The sequence below is a fragment of the Streptomyces sp. NC-S4 genome, assembly GCF_054353315.1.
On the sequence record NZ_CM135937.1, the window covers coordinates 8,084,950 to 8,102,491 of the forward strand.

A 17,542-nucleotide genomic window follows, 5' to 3' on the forward strand; every position below is an offset into this window, starting at 1 on the left:
AGCGGCCTGCCCGACGTCAGTCAATCATTCACGAGGTGAATGCGCCAGAGCGGCTGGCATATGCGAGGCTCAGTGCTCGGTTTTCGTGGTATCTGCCCGTTCCCGGGCGGGCCGTCGATCGGAGTATCGCACCATAACGGGATCACGGATCACGGATCACAGGGGCACGAGGGTGATCTCGGTGGCCTTGACGCTGCACCACACCGCGGTGCCGTCGGCGATCGCCAGCTCGGCGGCCGCCTGAGGGGTGATCTCGGAGACGACGTCGGCGGCGGCCCGGGACGTGACGAGGACCCGGAGCCGGCTGCCCGCCGCCGTGATCTCGCGGACGGTGCCCGGCCAGACGTTCCGCGGACTGCCGGCCGGCTGCTCGCGATGGAGGGAGACGGCCTCGGGCGCGACGATGGCCAGGGCCTCGGAGCCCTCCGCCACCGGTTCCGCCACCACGACGGACCCGCCGGCGACCAGCTTGAGCCCGTCCGCCGTGGTCGTCCCCGGCCAGGCGTTGCGGCCGAGCATGCGGGCGACCCAGGGGGAGCGGGGATTGCGGGTGACTTCGGCGGGGGGTGCGTCCTGGAGTGCGCGTCCGTGGGCGAGTACGAGGACGCGGTCGGCGAGCGATACGGCCTCGACGGGGTCGTGGGTGACGATGAGGCAGACTCCGCCGAAGCCGGCGAGGTGGGTGCGCAGGGTGTGCCGTACGCGGGCGCGGGTGGTCTGGTCGAGGGCGGCCAGTGGTTCGTCCAGGAGGAGGAGCCGGGGGCGGGCGGCCAGTGCGCGGGCCAGTGCGACCCGTTGGGCCTGGCCGCCGGAGAGCTGGGCGGGCCTGCGGTCGGCGAGATGGCCGACCCCGAGCCGGTCGAGCCACAGGCGCGCCCGCGAGCGTGCCTCGGCGCGGCTCGTGCCCTGCGCGCGCAGCCCGTACGCGGTGTTGCCGAGCGCGGTCAGGTGCGGGAACAGCGCGCCGTCCTGCGGTACCCAGGCCACGCCGCGCCGGTGCGGGGGCAGGGCCGTCACGTCGTGGTCGCCGAGGCGTAGTTCGGCGTGGGCGCGGGGGGTGAGGCCGAGCAGGGCGCGCAGCAGGGTGGTCTTGCCGGCGCCGTTCTCGCCGACCACGGCGATGGTGGTGCCGGGTTCCGCGTCGAGGGTGAGCTCGTTGAAGCCCGTGACGGTGGCGTGCAGGGACCAGCGGCCGGTGGGCGCGGAGGCGGCGACCGCGTCCGCCTCCGGCTCGGGGGACCGGGCGACCGGGTCCTCGGTGGGGGTCGTGTGACGGGTGTCGCGCACGGCGTGCCCGGAGGTCCAGCGGCCGCGCAGGGCGACCAGTACCGCCATGGCCACGACGAGCAGGAGGAGGGACAGCGAGGTCGCGGCCGCGGGGTCGTCCTGGAGGAGCAGGTAGACCTGGAGGGGGAGCGTCTGGGTGGCGCCGGGCAGGTTCCCGGCGAAGGTGATCGTGGCCCCGAACTCGCCGAGCGCCCGCGCCCAGGTGAGGGCGGCTCCGGCGATCAGGCCGGGGGCGACCATCGGCAGGGTGACGGTGAAGAAGACCCGCAGCGGGGTGGCGCCGAGGGAGGCCGCGGTCTCCTCGTAGCCCGGCCGCAGCCCGCCCAGGGCCCCTTCGAGACTGATGACGAGGAACGGCATCGCCACGAAGGTGGCCGCCACGACGGCTCCCGAGGTGTGGAAGGGCAGGGTGATCCCGAAGGCCTCGTCCAGGAAGGGGCCCAGCAGTCCGCGCCGGCCGAAGCCGAGCAGCAGCGCGACACCGCCCACCGTCGGAGGGAGCACCATCGGCAGCAGCACCAGGGACCGTACGACGGTCTTCCCGCGGAAGTCGACCCGGGCCAGCAGCCACGCCAGGGGCACGCCCAGGAGCAGGCTGAGGCCCAGCGCCCAGAAGGAGACGACGAGGGAGAGCCGCAGGGCCTCCAGGGAGCCGGGCGTGGTCAGGTGCTCGCCGAGTTCGCCCCACTGGGTGCGGACGAGGATCCCGGCCAGCGGGAGCATCAGGAACGCGACCGCGAACAGCGCGGGCAGGGCCAGGAGGAGCGGCGGGCGGGGCCCGGCGGTGCGGTGCCCGGTCACGGCTGCTGGAAGCCCGCCTCCTGGAGGGTCTTCTGGGCCTCCGGCGAGGACAGCCACTGGACGTAAGCGTCCGCGGCGGCGGGGTTCTTGCCGGCCTTCAGTGTGGCGGCCGGGTAGCTGGCGATGGCGTTCTGGTCGGGCGGGATGGCGACCGCCCCGACCTTCCCCTTGGCCGCGGTCGTGTCCGTCCTGTAGACGAGGCCGGCGTCGGCCTCGCCCAGTTCCACCTTGGACAGCACGGCCCGTACGTTCGGCTCCAGCGAGACCGGCTCGACCGTGACGCCCTGCTTGTCGAGGACCTCCTGGCTGTAGCGCCCGGCGGGGACCTCCGGAGCGGCCAGGACGACCTTCAGGTCGGGATCGGACAGGTCCTTCAGAGAGGCGATCTTGTGGGGGTTGCCAGGAGCGGTGGCGATCACGAGCTCGTTCTTCGCGATCACGGTCGGGGTCCCGGTCTCCGCCTTGAGGCCGTCCATCGTCTTGGTGTCCGCGGTGACCAGGGCATCGGCCGGGGCTCCCTGCCTGACCTGCGCGGCCAGTTCCTGCGATCCGGCGAAGGAGAAGGTGATCTTCGTGCCCGGGTGCTCCTTCGTGTACTGCGTCCCCAGGGTCTTGAACACGTCGGTGAGGGAGGCGGCGGCGAGCACGGTCAGGTTCGCGGCCGGTGCGGAGCCCGATGCGGAGGCGGTCGCAGCGGCGGCGGCGCCGGAGGTGCCGGTGCTGCCACCGCCGCAGGCGGCCAGGACGGGAACCAGGAGGGCGCCGAAGAAGAGGCCGACGGCCGCACGGCGCTGTCGGCCGGTCTGGAGGAAGCGCATGGCGGGATGTGTTCTCCTGTCCGGTCGTCCGTATTCCGTGCACACACGGCACGAGATACGGGAGCGCTGCTGCATTTGCTGCCAATGGACCATCGGAAGGCCAGCATCTGCAATTCGTCGTGCCTTGCCCGATGGGGTGCCGATTCCGCCAACCGGGTCAAAAATCCCAGTTCAGGCAGGTGGGCGGCCCAGAAAAAGACAGGCCCCAGGGCCTTTCCGGAATACGCCAGGAGGTTGCGTCCATTCGGTTGGCGAATGCGATGGGGCCGATCCGGACCCTCTGCTTCATCGGGTACGTTCGGGCATGACGCAGGTCGCAGAAGTGCCTGCGATTTCGTTTCCGACCATGTGAGGCGTGTTTTCCATGAGCCTGTCCATCCGCAACCAGATCGCCGGCACCGTCACCGCTGTCACCGCCGGCGAGGCCATGGCCTCGGTGAAGGTGCGCCTGGTCGGCGGTCAGGACATCACCGCCGCCATCACCACCGACGCCGTCAAGGACCTCGGCCTCGCCGAGGGCTCCTCCGTCAAGGCGCTGGTGAAGGCCACCGAGGTGTCCCTCGCGACCGGTCCGGTCGAGGGCATCTCCATCCGCAACCAGATCGCCGGCACCGTCACGGACGTCGCGACCGGTGGCGCCATGGGGTCGGTGAAGGTCTCCGTCGAGGGCGGGGAGCTGACCGCCGCGATCACCAAGGACGCCGTCGAGGCCCTCGGCCTGACCTCCGGCACCTCCGTCGTCGCCCTGATCAAGTCGACCGAGATCTCCCTCGCAGCCGCCTGATCCCCACCCGCATCACCCCGAGGGCCGCGCACCGCACCGGTGCCCGGCCCTCGGGCACGCCCGCCCGCTTCACAACCGCGTGACGCCGGAGGTGAGCGGATCGGAGCACGACCGCAACCCTCCCGGGGGCACCCGGAAACGCCCCGGGCCGACAGTCGTGTCCATGCCTCCGACGACCGCGCCCGCGTCCGCCCCCGCTCACGTCTCCGCCCTCGTCTCCGACCCCGTGCCCCCGGTCCCGGCACGGCCACCGGTGGTGTCCTGGGCGCGGGCCCGGGTCCTGGCCCACGGCGCGGCGCGCCCGCTGCCCGCCCGTACGGTCCCGCTGCGCGAGGCCGCCGGACTCACCCTGGCCGACGCCCTGTCCACCCTGCGGCCGCTCCCGGGCTTCGACACGGCCGCGATGGACGGCTACGCGGTGTCCGGCACCGGCCCCTGGCGGGTACGAGCAGCCGTCCGCGCGGGCGCGCCCTGGGCGGGCGTGCTCGGCGCGGCGGAGTGCGTGGAGATCTCCACCGGGGCCGAGGTGCCGGCCGGGGCCCTGGCCGTGCTGCCCCTGGAGTCCGCGGTGACCACGGACGACGGCCTGGTGTCCGGCCCCGTTCCGTTGCCGGGCCGGCACATCCGGCGCACGGGCGAGGACGCCCCCGCGGGCCGCCGTCTCGCCCCCGCCGGCACCGCGATCGGTCCCGCGCTGCTCGGGCTCGCCGCCTCCTGCGGCCACGACACCCTGCGGGTACGGCCGCGCCCGCGGGTCGGCGTACTGGTCACCGGGGACGAGCTGGACCGCGCGGGAGTCCCGGGCCCCGGCCGGGTGCGCGACGCCCTCGGGCCGCTGCTCCCGGCTCTGGTCGCCGAACTGGGCGGTGAGACCGAAGGGGTGCGGTACGTTCCCGACCGGCCGGCCGGACGGCTGGCCCGGGCGGTGCACGCGGAGCGGGGCGCCGACATCGTCGTGGTCACCGGCTCCACCTCCGTCGGCGCCACCGACCAGCTGCGCCGACTGCTGGCCGACGCCGGGGCGCGGAGGGTCGTCGACACGGTCGCCTGCCGGCCCGGCCACCCCATGCTGCTCGCCGAACTGGGCCCGGACCGCTGGGTGGTGGGGCTGCCGGGCAACCCGTACGCGGCCCTGGTCGCCGCCCGTACCCTGCTCGGCCCCCTGATCGCGGGCCTGTCCGGACGCGCTCTCGGCCGCCTGCCGCACGTACCGGTGCACGGGCGGTCGCGGCCCGCACCCGGACTGACCCGGCTGGTGCCCGTGACCTGGGACGGCGCGCAGGCCACGATCATCGACGGGCACCGCGCCGCCTTCCTCCAGGGGGCCGCCATGGGCGACGCGCTCGCCGCGATCCCCCCGGACTGGACCGAAGGCGCTCCGGTGCCCCTGGTCCCGACGGTCGGCTGACGGCCCGGCCGGCGGTGCGTCAGACGAGGTCCAGCAGCCGCTTGTACGAGCCCCCGAAACCGCGGATCCCGTCGGCCAGATGGATCTCCAGGACCCAATGGGCCTGCCGGCCGCCCTCGACGGTCCGGCGCAGCGGACGGTCGTTCTCCGGGCAGATGTACGCCTCCGGCCGGGCCTCCCCGACGCCTGCCGCGGGATCCGCCCCGACCAGGTGACCACAGTGCCATCCGCCCACTGCCCAGCCCGCCCCGGCGGCGAGCGTCAGGAGCTCGGCGTGCAGGCGCGCGCCCGTGAGGCGGGCGTCGGCGAGCAGAGCTTCGCGGCAGGCGGCGAACATCCTCGGCAGGTCCCGGGCGAGCCGGTGCCTGTCCGGGTCCTCGCCGAGGACGAGGGTCGAGGCGAAGCCGGCCTCGGACACCGCGAGCACCGAACCGAGTTCGGCGACGACGACGTCGTCCTCGCCGATGACCCGGTCCGGTGTCCGCGGACCGTGCGGAAGCAGGGCGTGCGGGCCCGAGCGCACGATCGGCCCGGGCAGGCCCGCGGCCGTGCCGAACAGCTCCCTCGCCAGGTCACCGATCCGGTCGGCCGCCTCGCGTTCACCGCGGCCCGGCGCCACCAGGCCCCGGGCCGCGGTGGCGGCGAAGAGGGCCTCGGCCATGCGCTGGGCCTCCACCAGCCCCAGGGCGCGCAGTCGTTCGTCCATCCGGTCGGGTCCTGACATCGCGTTCTTCCTCTTCTTTCGTTTCGTCCTACGGGGTCGCGCGCACGATCACGAGCGATCCCTCGTAGGTCGGCCGACTGCGCAGGTGGCCGAATTCCTCGTCCCAGGTCCCGGACTCCAGGTCCGCGCGCAGGGTCCGGTCGAAGTGCTCGCGGACCCGGTCGTCGACGAAGCTCCAGGCCGAGCACGCCTGCCGGGCGGCCGGGTCGAGCAGCGCCTCCGGGCGCCCGTAGTAGGCCTCGTTGAACCCACCTGTGCAGTCCAGGGGGATGGGTACGGTCTGGACCGTGCCGGAGCCGCCCAGGGCCGAGGCGAGCGCCTCGACGGTCGGGTGGCGCTGTGCCTCGGCGTCGAGGACCTCGGGCGCGTACCGGTACAGCCAGAAGTCCCGGACCAGGTCGGGGTCGCAGGTCAGGATCACCACCGGCCCCCGGGTCACGCGCCGCACCTCGCGCAGCCCGGCCCGTACGTCGGGCCACCGGTCGACGCCGAACAGGGTCATCGCCGCGTCGAACTCGCCGTTCGCGAAGGGCAGGTCCCCGGCGACCGCGCCGGCGTCGAGAACGGTCCGCGAACCGCCGAGGGCCTCGGCGATGAACCGGGCGATGCGCTCGTCGGGGCGGCGGTGGGGGGAGTGGCCGGCGGAGAGGGAGCCGATGGCTCCCCCGTCGTACGGGGTCCGTGTGGTCATACGGTGTTGCCTCGCCTTGTGAGCAGGAACGGGGGAGTGGCCCGCACACCGGTGGTTGTGCCGTCGGGTGAGGGTGTTCGTGGGGTCCTACGACCAGAGCCGGAAGCGTTCCCGGCCGTCCCGGGCCCGCTCGTGGCGCAGCCGGGTGTGCACGCGGCTGCGGGCCGCCTGCCAGAACTCGGCCTCGGCCGGGGCGAGGGTGTGGAGGGTCCAGCCGGAGTCGACGAGCGAGGGCTCCTGCCGGATCAGTGCCAGGGCCTTCTCCAGGGCCTGGTCGCGTTCCGCCGGGTCCGCCAGGTACCGGCTCTGGCGGGCCGGCAGCGATTCGGCGCGCGCGGCGTCCGACCGCGCGGCCCGCGGACGGACGGCCGGCTGCTGTCCCGCGGGGCTGAAGCCGTGCCCGGCGAACTGCCATCCGGCGCCGTCCACCCCCTTGAGGATCAGCACGCGGGCGTCCGGGTCGTGCAGGCCGTCCGCGACGGCGTCGGATAGCCAGGACAGGAAGAGCCGTACGGGATCGGCAGGAGCCCACTGCGATTCGAACTCCGGAAAGGGGCCCGCGGAAACCTCCGTGCCCCGCAGCCGGCCACGGGCGGCGCTGCCGTGATCTCCCTCGCCCATCAAATGACCTCCTCCGCCGGCACCTTCGGACACCATCCTGCATCTGCGGCCAATATTCGACAATCACCTGGCAAATGCTTGTTCGAAGAGCCAAAACGCACTGCGTCTGAGCAGGCGCTATTGGAGGTGTCGACAATGCGCACGCGTCCACGGCAGGCGCGCACCACGACGGAGGAAAGCCCTCGTGGCGGTCGGAACGACGGACGTGCCGGAGGCCGGCGCGTCCAGGGGCCGCCCGCGCTCAGTACACGTCGCGGCCGTACCGCTTGGCGGCGGAGAGCTGCTTCAGGTAGGCGGCGGCCTCGTCCGCGTCGAGGCCGCCGTGCTTCATGGCTATCCCGTGCAGCGCCCGGTCCACGTCCTTGGCCATCCGGCTCGCGTCACCGCACACGTAGAAGTGGGCGCCGTCCTGGAGCCAGGACCACAGCTGGGCGCCCTGCTCGCGCATGCGGTCCTGGACGTAGACCTTGGTCCGCTGGTCCCGGGAGAAGGCCAGGTCGAGCCGGGTGAGCGTGCCGTGCCGGTGGAGCTGCTCCAGCTCCTCGCGGTAGTAGAAGTCGGTCGCGCGTCGCTGCTCGCCGAAGAACAGCCAGTTCCCGCCCCGGTGGCCGAGCGCCCGGCGGTGCTCGAGGAAGGCCATGAACGGCGCGACGCCCGTCCCCGGACCGACCATGATCGCCGGGGTGTCGGCGCCCGCGGGCGGCCGGAAGTGCGCCGAGCTCTGCACGAACAACGGTACGGGCGTGCCCGGTTCGGCGTCCGCGAGGAAGGCGGAGGCGACGCCCTGGCGGCGGTGGCCGCCCGGCCCCTCGTAGCGCAGGACCGAGACGGTCAGGCTGACCGCGCGGGGGTCGACCAGCGGGCTGGAGGAGATCGAGTAGAGGCGCGGCCCCAGGCGCCGCAGGCGCTCGGCCCACTCCTGGGCGCCGATCCGGACCGGGAACTCGGCCAGGACGTCGACGGGCTGGCGCCCCCAGGACCACCGGGCGAGACCGTCCTTGTTGTCGGGGCGGGTCAGCCGCTTGAGCGTGCGGTCGCCGGTGTGCTCGGTGATGAAGCGCAGCAGGTCGGGCGTGAGCCGGGTGATGTCCAGGTGCCGGTGGAGGGCCTCGGCGAACGGCATGGGCTCGCGGCCGGGCACCACGACCTCGGCGTCCGGGGAGAGGCCGGTGGCGGCCAGCCACTGCGTCACCAGTCCGGGGCAGTTGACCGGCTGGACGCCGAGGGCGTCGCCGGCCTCGTACGCAGGGCCGTCCTCGCCCAGGTCGAAGGTGAACCGGCGGACCTCCTTGGCGGCCCCGGGCAGGCTGAGCAGCCGGTTGCCGGACAGTCGGGCGGTGTAGGGGGATCTGCGGTCCGCCGCCGGCCGGGGCTTCCCGGCGGGTTCCGGGTCCGGGGCGGCCGCGAGCGCCTCGCGCACCTGCTCCAGCCACCGCCGCGCGGGCTCCTCGTAGTCGGGCTCGCAGTCCACGCGGGGCAGGAGGCGCCGGCCCCCGAGCTCTTCGAGGCGCCGGTCGAGCCGGCGGCCGTGGCCGCAGAAGGCGTCGTAGGCGGAGTCGCCGAGGGCGAGCACCGCGTACCGGACGTCCTGGAGGCGGGGCGCGTCGGCGGCGCCGAGGGACTCCCAGAACGCGGCTCCGTTGTCCGGTGCGTCACCGTCGCCGAAGGTACTGGTGACGATCAGCAGATCGGTGCCGGGCGTCAGGGCGGCGGCCGTCCGGTCCGCCATGCCGTGCACGCTCGCCGGGAAACCGTGCCCGGCCAGCGCCGCGCCGACGGTGGCCGCGAGGTCCTCGGCGTTGCCCGTCTGCGAGGCCCACAGGACCACGGTCTGCCGGACCGGGCGGTCCGGGGCGGCGGGAGCGGCGGCCGGATCGGCCGGGGGCGCGGCGGCCAGGGCGGCCGCCGTACGGGAGTACGCGCCGGCGAGGACACCGTCGACCCAGAGCGCGTGCCCGGGCTCGAAGGGGGCACCGGCGGGAAGCGAGGGCACGCCCGGGCCGGGCGGGGCGGCGGCGAGCCCGGCGAGGAAACCGGCGAGGTACTGGCGCTCCCGGTCGCAGAGGACGGGCGGGGTCCGGTCCTCCAGCCCGAACACCGGGGCGAGGGCGGCCGTCGCGGGGTCGGCTGCCGGCGCGACGGCCACCGGGGCGGTGGCGGTGGCAGCACCGGATCCGGCCCCGGCGGACCCGGAAACCGCGCCCGCACCGGCGGGCAGGGCCGCCACGGGGACCGGGGCCTTCGTCCTGGCCAGGGTCACCGCGCACATCTTGAATCCGGGCTGGAAGGAAAGGGGGTCGACGGAGTCGTCCGTGACGGCGTTGACGCTGAGGTACTCGCCGAACAGGTCGTTCCAGTGGAAGGGGGCGAAGCAGTTCCCGGGCCGGACCCGGTCGGTGACGACGGCGGGCAGCACGGCCCGCCCGCGCCGGGAGGCCACCTCCACCCCGTCGCCCTCCCCGATGCCGAGCGCGGCGGCGTCCTGCGGATGGATCTCCACGAACGGCGCGGGATCGAGCTTGCCCAGCTTGGCGACCTTGCCGGTCTTGGTCAGGGTGTGCCACTGGTGCTGCAGACGGCCCGTGTTGAGCACGAACGGGTAGTCGTCGTCGGGGAGTTCGCCGTCCGGCAGGTGGGGACGGGCGAAGAAGACGGCCCGTCCGGACGCCGTCGGGAAGAGCAGCCGGGGGCGGCCGCCGTCCGGGCGTCCGGCCGGGTTCCGGCCGACCCCGTCGTCGAGGTAGCGGACCGGGTTGCGGTCCGGCCCGCCCGGCGCGGCCGGCCACTGCACCGGGCCCGAGCGCAGCCGCTCGTACGTGACCCCGCGCAGGTCCCAGCCCGTCTTCGGGTTCCAGGCCTGCCGGAGCTCGTCGAACACCTCCTCGGCGCAGGTGTACGTGAACGCCTCGGCGAACCCCATCGCACAGGCGATCCGGGCGATCAGCTGCCAGTCGGGCAGGGCCTCGCCCGGCGGGTCGACGGCGCCCCGCACCAGGGTGACGTTGCGTTCCGAGTTGATCATCACGCCGTCCGCCTCGGCCCACAGCGTCGCGGGCAGTGCGATGTCGGCGTAGGCATTGGTCTCGGTCTCCGCGAACACGTCCTGCGTGATGACGAGTTCGGCGGTCTCCAGGGCCTTGATCACGGTGCTGCGGTTGGCGACGGAGGCCACCGGGTTGGTGCAGATGATCCAGCACGCCTTGATCTCTCCGGCGGCCATCTTCTCGAACATCTCGACGGTGCCCCGGCCGACGTCCGTGCGCAGGGTGCCCTTCGGCACGCCCCACAGCTCCTCGACGTAGTCGCGGTCCTCCGCCACCAGGACCGAGCGCTGGCCGGGCAGCCCCGGTCCCATGTAGCCCATCTCCCGCCCGCCCATGGCGTTCGGCTGGCCGGTGAGGGAGAAGGGGCCGCTGCCCGGGCGGCAGATGGCGCCGGTGGCGAGGTGCAGGTTGACCAGGGCATTGGTGTTCCAGGTGCCGTGGGTGGACTGGTTGAGGCCCATGGTCCAGCAGCTCGTCCACTCGCCCGCCTCACCGATCCAGCGGGCGGCCAGCCGGATGTCGGCCTCCGGTATGCCGGTGATCCGGGAGACCCGGTCGGGCGGGTAGTCCTCCAGGAAGGCGGGCATGTCCTGCCAGCCCTCGGTGTGCTCGGCGATGAAGGCCGGGTCGGTCCAGCCGCCCTCGACCAGGAGGTGCAGCAGGCCGTTGAGCAGCGCCAGGTCGGTGCCCGGCCGGATCTGCAGGAACAGGTCGGCCTTGTCCGCGGTGGCGTTGCGCCGCGGATCGACCACGATGAGCCTGGCGCCGGAGGCCTTGACGCGGTCCATCATGCGCAGGAAGAGGATGGGGTGGCAGTCGGCCATGTTGGCGCCGATGACGAAGAAGGTGTCCGCCCGGTCGAAGTCCTCGTACGAGCCGGGAGGCCCGTCGGCGCCGAGCGAGAGCTTGTAGCCGGTGCCGGCGCTCGCCATGCACAGCCGCGAATTGGATTCGATCTGGTTCGTCCGCAGGAAGCCCTTGGCCAGCTTGTTCGCCAGGTACTGGGCCTCCAGGGACATCTGGCCGGAGACGTAGAGCGCCAGCGCGTCGGGGCCGTGGACGTCGAGGATCTCCCGCAGGCGAACGGCCGCCTCGGCGACGGCCGCCGCCACCGGGGCGGGCGCGGGCCCGGCGCCCCGCTCGCCGCGGACCAGCGCGGTGGCCAGCCGGCCCGGCGCGGCCATCAGGTCGGCGTGCGTGGCGCCCTTGGTGCACAGGCGCCCGGCGTTCGCCGGGTGCCGCTTGTCCCCGGAGACCTTGGCCACCGTACGGCGGCCGTCGCCGCCCGTGGCGATGTCCAGGACGATCCCGCAGCCCACGCCGCAGTAGGAGCAGACCGTACGCACCCGCTGCCCGGCCGCCGCCCCTGCATCCGCCTCCGCCACAGCGGACCTCCTCGCGCCTCCGGCCGACACCGCACCGCTCCGGGCCGCTGCGGCCGTGTGCAGGCCGGTCCCGTTGCGGTCCAACGTAGGAAGTCCCTGTTGCGCGCAGGTGACGGGCGGTGCCCCCCGGGGGTTACAAGCGGCTTCGCCAAGATCACCGCCGGTGGTGAGGTGATCAGCGGCCGAGCGCGTCGAGGTGCTCGTAGAGCACCCGATGTCCTTCGGCGGTGGGGTGCAGGCCGTCGGCGAGGAGGTCGGTCCGCTCCCGCAGCGGCTCCCACAGGTCGAGGTGGTCGATGTGGTTCGCCTCGCACCAGGTCCGGAGGAAGGCGCGCAGGGCGAGGGCGCGCGCCCGGGTGAAGCGCAGGCCCTCGTAGTCGCGGGTGCGGTCCTCGTCGAGCCAGGACGGTCCGGCGACGACGAGCCGGGCACCCTGGCCCAGGGCGGTGGCGGCCAGCGCGTCGAGGCTGCCGGCGAGCCGCGCGAAGTCAGCGGTTCCGTCGGAGTCGGCGTCGGCGTCGCCCTCCGCGCCGGCGGCGGGTACGGCGGAGTCGTTGATACCGGCTGCGACCAGGAGGGTGTCGGGCCGGCGGGCCGCCAGCAGCGCGGGCGTCTGCTCGCTGACGTCGGCGAGGGTGCTGCCGGGGACCGCCAGGTTGAAGAACCGGCGCTCGGCCTCGTTCCCGGCGATGTGGGCCGCCGCCAGGTGGCCCGCCCAGCCGCCCCGCGGGTCGCAGCGTCCGTAGGCGATGCTGTCGCCCACGACGACGATCCGCTCCGCCGGGCGCAGCGGCTTCGCGTCCAGGTAGGCCCAGGTGCTCTCGCCGGAGGAGAGGACCACCCGGCGCCGGGTGTAGTCGTCGACCTCGTAGGCGTCGGCCGCGGCGAGTTCCTCGTCGGTGAGGTGCAGCACCGCGCCTTCGACCGAGGCGCCGAGCCTGCGCTCCAGGATCAGGTGCACGTCGAGCCCGCTGGCGGCGATCACGGCCGGATCGGTGATCTTCAAGGGCCGGGTGGTGTAACCGGCCAGCGAAGCCGGGGAGGTGGGCACGGCCCCGCCGAAGAGCGCGGTCTGGACCCGCTCGTCCATCAGCGTGCCGAAGGAGAACAGGGTGTGTGCGCGTGATCCGGTCACAGTGAGCCGCAGGGCCTTTCTTCACGGAGGGTCAGGTTTTCACCCTAACGGCCGACGGCCTGCGGACGGAGCCGAGGTTTCGGACTACTCCTCCTGATAGGAGTGGCGCTGCTCCTTCCAGGGGTCGCCGATGTTGTGGAAGCCGCGCTCCTCCCAGAAACCGCGGCGGTCGGCGGTCATGTACTCGACCGCGCGCAGCCACTTCGGGCCCTTGTAGCCGTAGAGGTGCGGGACGACCAGGCGCAGCGGGAAACCGTGCTCGACGGTCAGCGGTTCCCCGTTGTGGTGGGTGGCCAGCAGGGTCCGGTCCGAAGCGAAGTCGGAGAGCCGGAGGTTGGCGCTGTACCCGTACTCCGCCCACGCCATCACATGGGTGACCTGCGGGGCCGGCGGCGCCAGCGCCAGGACGGTCTGCGCCGCGACGCCGAAGAACTCGTGGTCCGTGGAGGTCGGGCCCGACGCGCAGTGCAGGTCCGTCTCGATCGCGACGCCGGGCAGCGCGGTGACCTCGTCGAAGGTCCAGGAGTACTTGCCTCCGGTGGCCGTGGCACCGAAGACCTGGAAGTTCCAGCGGTCGGGACGGAACTTCGGGACGGGGCCGTAGTGCGAGACGGGCCAGCCCTTGGCGAGGCGCTGTCCCGGAGGGAGCGGTTCGGTTCCCACGGTGTGCTGGTCCTTTTCCGGTGGCGACGACGGGACGGCGGCACGGCGGCCGCGTTCCGCGTCGCGAGCGGCGCGCCGTACGAGGATCCTGCCAGGACCGCCACCGCCGTCCGGACCGGCCGCGGCCGAACCCGGTGCATCCCCTGACAACGCCCGCATGGACCGGGGTGTTTCCGTGCCCGCATCCAGGCGACCCGGCCACGCGCGTGGGGATCACCCGGGCGGGCTCCAGCGGTCGCAGTACTCGACGTGGATCTCGCGCGCGGCACCGAGGACTCCGGCAGTGGAGTGGAACTCGGTGCAGAAGTGGGCGTGGTGCGGATGGGCGGCCATGTGTCCGGGACCGTGCCGGGCGACATCGAGGAAGTGGTGGGCGGTGTCCCGGAACACCTTCGCGCTGCCGGTCATGAACAGGGTCTCGGCGTGGAGGTGCTCGTGGAACAGATCCCGGTTCTCCCGGTAGTGCCGGGCCTCGGCGTCGGCCGGGGAGGCGCCGGTGGGCGCCGGACCGGGCAGCCGCAGGGTCTCCGTCCGCCGGTGCCCCGGGCCGAGCCGGGCGCGGAGCTCCTTCCAGCGGGCGGGCGCGAACTGGAGCGAGTGGTGCAGCAGTACGAGATCGAGCTGTCGCGCCCCGGCTTCCGGTACCCCGGGCGAGGGAGGCCGATTGGTGCGGATCGGCAGGTGGACCAGCGAGCGCGGTGACGAGGCGGCGAGCAGCCACAGACCGCCGACCAGATACGCGGCGTCCTGATCGAGGTAGGCGTCCACGGAGCGGTCACGGTCGAGGAGTACGGCCCGGGCCGGTGGCCCGTCCGGTCGGATGACCTTGTACTCCACCGGCCCGAGACGCGCTCGGTGGATCCTGACCCGAAGCTTCATACGGCGCACCGAGGCCTCAGGCCGCACGCGTCTTGTCCGCGGCGCCCACCCGGGGGACACCGTCGACCGCCGTGCAGATGCCGAAGACACGGTCGTGGCCGGTCCAGCCGTTCACCCGGCCCCGGTTGTTGCTGATCTGCACCCGCTTCCTCGCCGGGTCCACGGCCGACACCAGGTGCAGGTACACCGTCCCGGCGACCCGGGCGAGGACGATGTCCCCGGCCCTCAGCTTCGACGGGTCGACCGGTACGACCTCTACCCGCTGACGACTGCGTATCAACGGGACCATCGAGGAGCCGGTCGGCCTGAACTCCACGGTGGCTCCGCCGGCGACCCTGCCGGCCACTGCGTCCAATGCACCCATCCGTGAAGGCTCGCAGATCCGGCCGCGGCACCCCAGCGATTTTCGCCCGCCCGCGGTACGGCGGCCGCCCGGTGTGTCTGCGGCGGTCCGTTCCCGGCGGGCGGTAAGGATGGTGGGTCGGGGACGAGAGCGGGGAGCGGCACGTGGCGGCGATGGTCGGACTGTTCTGGGTCACTGCGGACGCGGTGTACGTGGGGTCGCCGCCGAACGCCTTCGGGATCGGCGCCCGGCTGACCGCCGAGGGCCTGGAAACCGTGGACCCGGACAGCCCCCGGGCATGGACCTGGGCGGAGCTGCGTTCCGCCGTGGTCGAGGACGTGCCCGGGCACAACCCGGTGGGCCGTGCGACGAAGGCCCTCGGCGCGATGATCTCGGCCGCGATCGGCGCGGACTACCTCGGCGAGGGGCCGCCCGAGATGACGCTGCGCCTGGAGACGGAGGAGGGCACGCACGAGGTCACCGTCCACGCGGCGGCGGCCGGCTACCCCGCCGAGGAGGCACGGCTCTCCCAGGACCTGCTCGACCGCTTCGTGGCGGGAACCGCCGACCCGCGGACCGTCGAGGCGTGGGGCCGGGAGCACGCCCTGGAGGGCACCCCCGAGCCGCGGGCGCGGGAAGACCTGCTGCGCACCTGGGCGCAGCCGTAGCCGGTCCCCCCGCTCAGTCGAGACAGAACTCGTTGCCCTCGACGTCCTGCATGTTGAGGCACGACTCGTTGACTCCGTCGGCGAGCAGCAGTTGCCCGCGTACCGCGCCGAGCGGGACCAGCCGTGCGCATTCGGCCTCGAGCGCGGCCAGGCGCTCCGCACCCACCAGTCCGGAGCCGACCCGCACGTCCAGGTGCACCCGGTTCTTGACGACCTTGCCTTCGGGAACCCGCTGGAAGAACAGCCGCGGGCCCCCGTCCGTGGGATCGATGGACGCGAACGCCGGACCCTGGTACCCGGGCGGCTGTGCGCGATCGAAATCGTGCCAAGTGGCGAACCCCTCCGGTGGCGGCGGTACGACGTGCCCCAGCACCGCGCGCCAGAAACGGGCGACGCGCTCGGGTTCCGCGCAGTCGAAGGTGATCTGTACTTGCTTGATCGACATCGGGCCAGCATAGGGCAGGGCCTTGGACCACACCGGGCCGGGCCCCGGGGCGATCACGCGAACGTCCTCCGGCCGCAGGGGAGTTGCGGCCGCAGGGGGGGGCGACCGGTCAGGGCGAGGACGACTCCTGGAGGTAGGCGGCGATCATCGCGAGGTCGTTGGAGATGGCCAGTACCTCGGTGGGGTCGGCGCCCGGTGTGGAGGCGCCGTTGACGCCCGCGTAGAAGGTGTCGAAGCGGCCGCCGCCCTTGTCGAGGTAGCCCGCGATGGTGATGGCGCCCACGGCCAGCCGGTCGTTGAGGGCGTCACCGCCGACGGCCGCGCCGGTCTTGGCGAACACCTTCCCCCGGGCCGGACAACTGCGGCAGTTCTCGGCCAGCAGCCCGTCGACCCCGAGGATGGGCAGGGCCTCCCGGAACAGCCGTGCGTCCGGGGTCCGTTGCCAGTAGGCCAGCATCTGCACCAGCACCTGCGGCGTGGCCCGGTCGGCGGGGTTGCCGCCCCGGCCGTCCATGAGCTGCGCCTGCTCGCGGTCGACGCCGGCCTCGTCGAGGAAGTCGGCGAGCACCGGGAAGCCGGCCGGGCACTGGTCGCTCTTCGCGGTGACGGCGAGCAGGCAGATGCCCAGGTTGGCGCCCAGGTTGTGGCTGACCTTGAGGATCAGCTTGGCGTACTGCGCGTAGGGCGGGGAGGTGTACGCGGCCACGCGCGGGCGTCCGGCGTAGTCGCGCGGCAGCCGCCCCACCGGATTGGGGCCCGACGGGTCGGCGGTGACGTGCACCCCGGCGCGTTCGAGGGCCTCGATCAGCGCGACGCGGCCGAAGGCGGCCGGGTCGCCGATCGGCGAGGTGCGCAGCAGCGGTGCGGAGTCGGCCGCGATCGTTCCGGTCAGGCGGATCCGGGTACCGCCGTCGGTGGCCGTCACCGTGATCGCGGTCGGCTTCCCGGCCGCCACGGTCTTCACCGCCGAGGTGACCGCGTAGGGCGCGACCTTGGGCCGCCAGTCCAGCCGGGCGTCCGCGCCGGGCCGGTCCCCGGGGGTGGTCATGAGGTCGATCAGGTTGTCGTTGATGATCAGGGGCGTCGGGGTGGGGACGAGCTCCGGGTCGGGGACGAACAGCCGGCTGTCGACGATCACGTCGCCGTCGACGCGGGTGATGCCCGAGTCGCGGACCTGCCGGGCGAGCTTGTCGATCCCGGCGAGCGGGTTCTCCGGGGTGAGGGTCGCGCCGGGGAAGTCGTTGGCGTAGGTGTGGTCGAGGTCGGTGTACGCGACCGTGCCGTCGGGGCGCGTCCGGCCGCCCATCGTGAGGTCGCCCTGGGCGACGAGGTCGAGGTCGCCGGTCAGTGTGGCGCCGTCGCGCGAGCCGACCGCGTAGAGCGGGGTCACGAAGCGGTGGTCGGCGCCGAGGGTGTGCCAGGGCCCCGACACGCTGATCAGCTTCGCGGTGGATCCGGGGATGAAGAACTGCTCGGGGAAGAGGCTGTGCACCACGCGCCCGCTCTCCGGGTCGGTCTGGAGCAGACCCCACTGGGCATGGCGGTAGTCCGGCTTGCGCATGATCTCCGTGATGCGGGGGTCGAGGCCGGCGAGTCCCGTGTCACCGGTGGCGGACGGCGCGGTGGCGGAGGGCGCGGTCGCGGACGGTGAGGGGGTCGGGTCCGCCGCCGTCGCGGTGCCCGGGGCGAGGGCCACGAACAGCAGCGCGGCGCAGGCGGCGGCCGTACCGCGCCGCAGCGGTGCGGAGTGGATCGGTCTGCTCACAGCGCGCTCCGTTCGTCGCGGCTGTTTCTCCCGAGGCCCAGGAGAACAGCGTGGCACGGCGGGGCCGGGCGGGCGCGCCGG

The 17,542-nt window shown here is 73.6% G+C and carries 15 protein-coding genes; 3 read left to right on the top strand and 12 right to left on the bottom strand.

Annotation, left to right across the window (positions count from 1 at the left end):
* Nucleotides 1–156: 156 nt before the first annotated feature.
* Both ACXNSR_RS36155 and modA read right to left on the bottom strand, forming a co-directional pair.
* Nucleotides 157–2,088: an ABC transporter permease gene (locus tag ACXNSR_RS36155; RefSeq protein WP_458639554.1), complete on the bottom strand. Its 1,932-nt coding sequence runs from the start codon at nucleotides 2,086–2,088 to the stop codon at nucleotides 157–159.
* The gene (modA, locus tag ACXNSR_RS36160) at nucleotides 2,085–2,906 is read right to left on the bottom strand and encodes a molybdate ABC transporter substrate-binding protein (RefSeq protein ID WP_458639555.1); all 822 of its coding nucleotides are present in this window, start codon (nucleotides 2,904–2,906) and stop codon (nucleotides 2,085–2,087) included. Before modA ends, ACXNSR_RS36155 begins: the two co-directional genes overlap by 4 nt.
* 364 nt (nucleotides 2,907–3,270) lie before the next feature.
* Between modA and ACXNSR_RS36165 the strand changes: the two genes are divergently transcribed.
* Both ACXNSR_RS36165 and ACXNSR_RS36170 read left to right on the top strand, forming a co-directional pair.
* Nucleotides 3,271–3,690 carry a TOBE domain-containing protein gene (locus ACXNSR_RS36165; protein ID WP_458639556.1) on the top strand — a complete coding sequence of 140 codons (420 nt, stop codon included), beginning with the start codon at nucleotides 3,271–3,273 and terminating at the stop codon, nucleotides 3,688–3,690.
* 163 nt (nucleotides 3,691–3,853) lie between these two features.
* Entirely contained in the window at nucleotides 3,854–5,098 is a 1,245-nt protein-coding gene (locus tag ACXNSR_RS36170) for a molybdopterin molybdotransferase MoeA (RefSeq protein WP_458639557.1), read from the top strand.
* Nucleotides 5,099–5,117: 19 nt separating this feature from the next.
* On the opposite strand, the gene ACXNSR_RS36175 is transcribed toward ACXNSR_RS36170, so the two are convergent.
* From ACXNSR_RS36175 to ACXNSR_RS36210, 8 genes are all read right to left on the bottom strand, one after another.
* Nucleotides 5,118–5,822: a M24 family metallopeptidase gene (locus tag ACXNSR_RS36175; RefSeq protein WP_458639558.1), complete on the bottom strand. Its 705-nt coding sequence runs from the start codon at nucleotides 5,820–5,822 to the stop codon at nucleotides 5,118–5,120.
* Between the two features lie 28 nt (nucleotides 5,823–5,850).
* On the bottom strand, nucleotides 5,851–6,513 hold the full coding sequence (locus tag ACXNSR_RS36180; protein WP_458639559.1) for a class I SAM-dependent methyltransferase: 663 nt from the start codon (nucleotides 6,511–6,513) through the stop codon (nucleotides 5,851–5,853).
* An 87-nt stretch (nucleotides 6,514–6,600) separates the two neighbouring features.
* Complete coding sequence (locus ACXNSR_RS36185; RefSeq protein WP_458639560.1) at nucleotides 6,601–7,134, bottom strand: pyridoxine 5'-phosphate oxidase C-terminal domain-containing protein; 534 nt, start codon at nucleotides 7,132–7,134, stop codon at nucleotides 6,601–6,603.
* 241 nt (nucleotides 7,135–7,375) lie between these two features.
* Nucleotides 7,376–11,563, bottom strand: coding sequence for a molybdopterin-dependent oxidoreductase (locus ACXNSR_RS36190; protein ID WP_458639561.1), 4,188 nt, complete (start codon nucleotides 11,561–11,563; stop codon nucleotides 7,376–7,378).
* 175 nt (nucleotides 11,564–11,738) lie between these two features.
* Entirely contained in the window at nucleotides 11,739–12,698 is a 960-nt protein-coding gene (locus ACXNSR_RS36195) for a GDSL-type esterase/lipase family protein (protein ID WP_458639562.1), read from the bottom strand.
* 84 nt (nucleotides 12,699–12,782) lie between these two features.
* Nucleotides 12,783–13,361 carry a molybdopterin-dependent oxidoreductase gene (locus ACXNSR_RS36200; protein WP_458639563.1) on the bottom strand — a complete coding sequence of 193 codons (579 nt, stop codon included), beginning with the start codon at nucleotides 13,359–13,361 and terminating at the stop codon, nucleotides 12,783–12,785.
* A gap of 213 nt (nucleotides 13,362–13,574) precedes the next feature.
* On the bottom strand, nucleotides 13,575–14,240 hold the full coding sequence (locus ACXNSR_RS36205) for a hypothetical protein (protein ID WP_458639564.1): 666 nt from the start codon (nucleotides 14,238–14,240) through the stop codon (nucleotides 13,575–13,577).
* A gap of 16 nt (nucleotides 14,241–14,256) precedes the next feature.
* Nucleotides 14,257–14,604 (bottom strand): S26 family signal peptidase, encoded by a 348-nt coding sequence (locus ACXNSR_RS36210; RefSeq protein WP_458639565.1) that lies wholly within the window; start codon nucleotides 14,602–14,604, stop codon nucleotides 14,257–14,259.
* Nucleotides 14,605–14,747: 143 nt separating this feature from the next.
* On the opposite strand from ACXNSR_RS36210, the gene ACXNSR_RS36215 reads away from it, so the two are divergent.
* Nucleotides 14,748–15,251, top strand: coding sequence for a hypothetical protein (locus tag ACXNSR_RS36215; protein WP_458639566.1), 504 nt, complete (start codon nucleotides 14,748–14,750; stop codon nucleotides 15,249–15,251).
* A 13-nt stretch (nucleotides 15,252–15,264) separates the two neighbouring features.
* Here ACXNSR_RS36215 and ACXNSR_RS36220 read toward each other — a convergent pair whose 3' ends face one another.
* Nucleotides 15,265–15,696: a VOC family protein gene (locus ACXNSR_RS36220; RefSeq protein WP_458639567.1), complete on the bottom strand. Its 432-nt coding sequence runs from the start codon at nucleotides 15,694–15,696 to the stop codon at nucleotides 15,265–15,267.
* A gap of 109 nt (nucleotides 15,697–15,805) precedes the next feature.
* A complete protein-coding gene (gene dacB / locus ACXNSR_RS36225; protein WP_458639568.1) occupies nucleotides 15,806–17,461 on the bottom strand; it encodes a D-alanyl-D-alanine carboxypeptidase/D-alanyl-D-alanine endopeptidase in 1,656 nt (551 codons plus the stop codon).
* Between the last annotated feature and the right edge of the window lie 81 nt (nucleotides 17,462–17,542).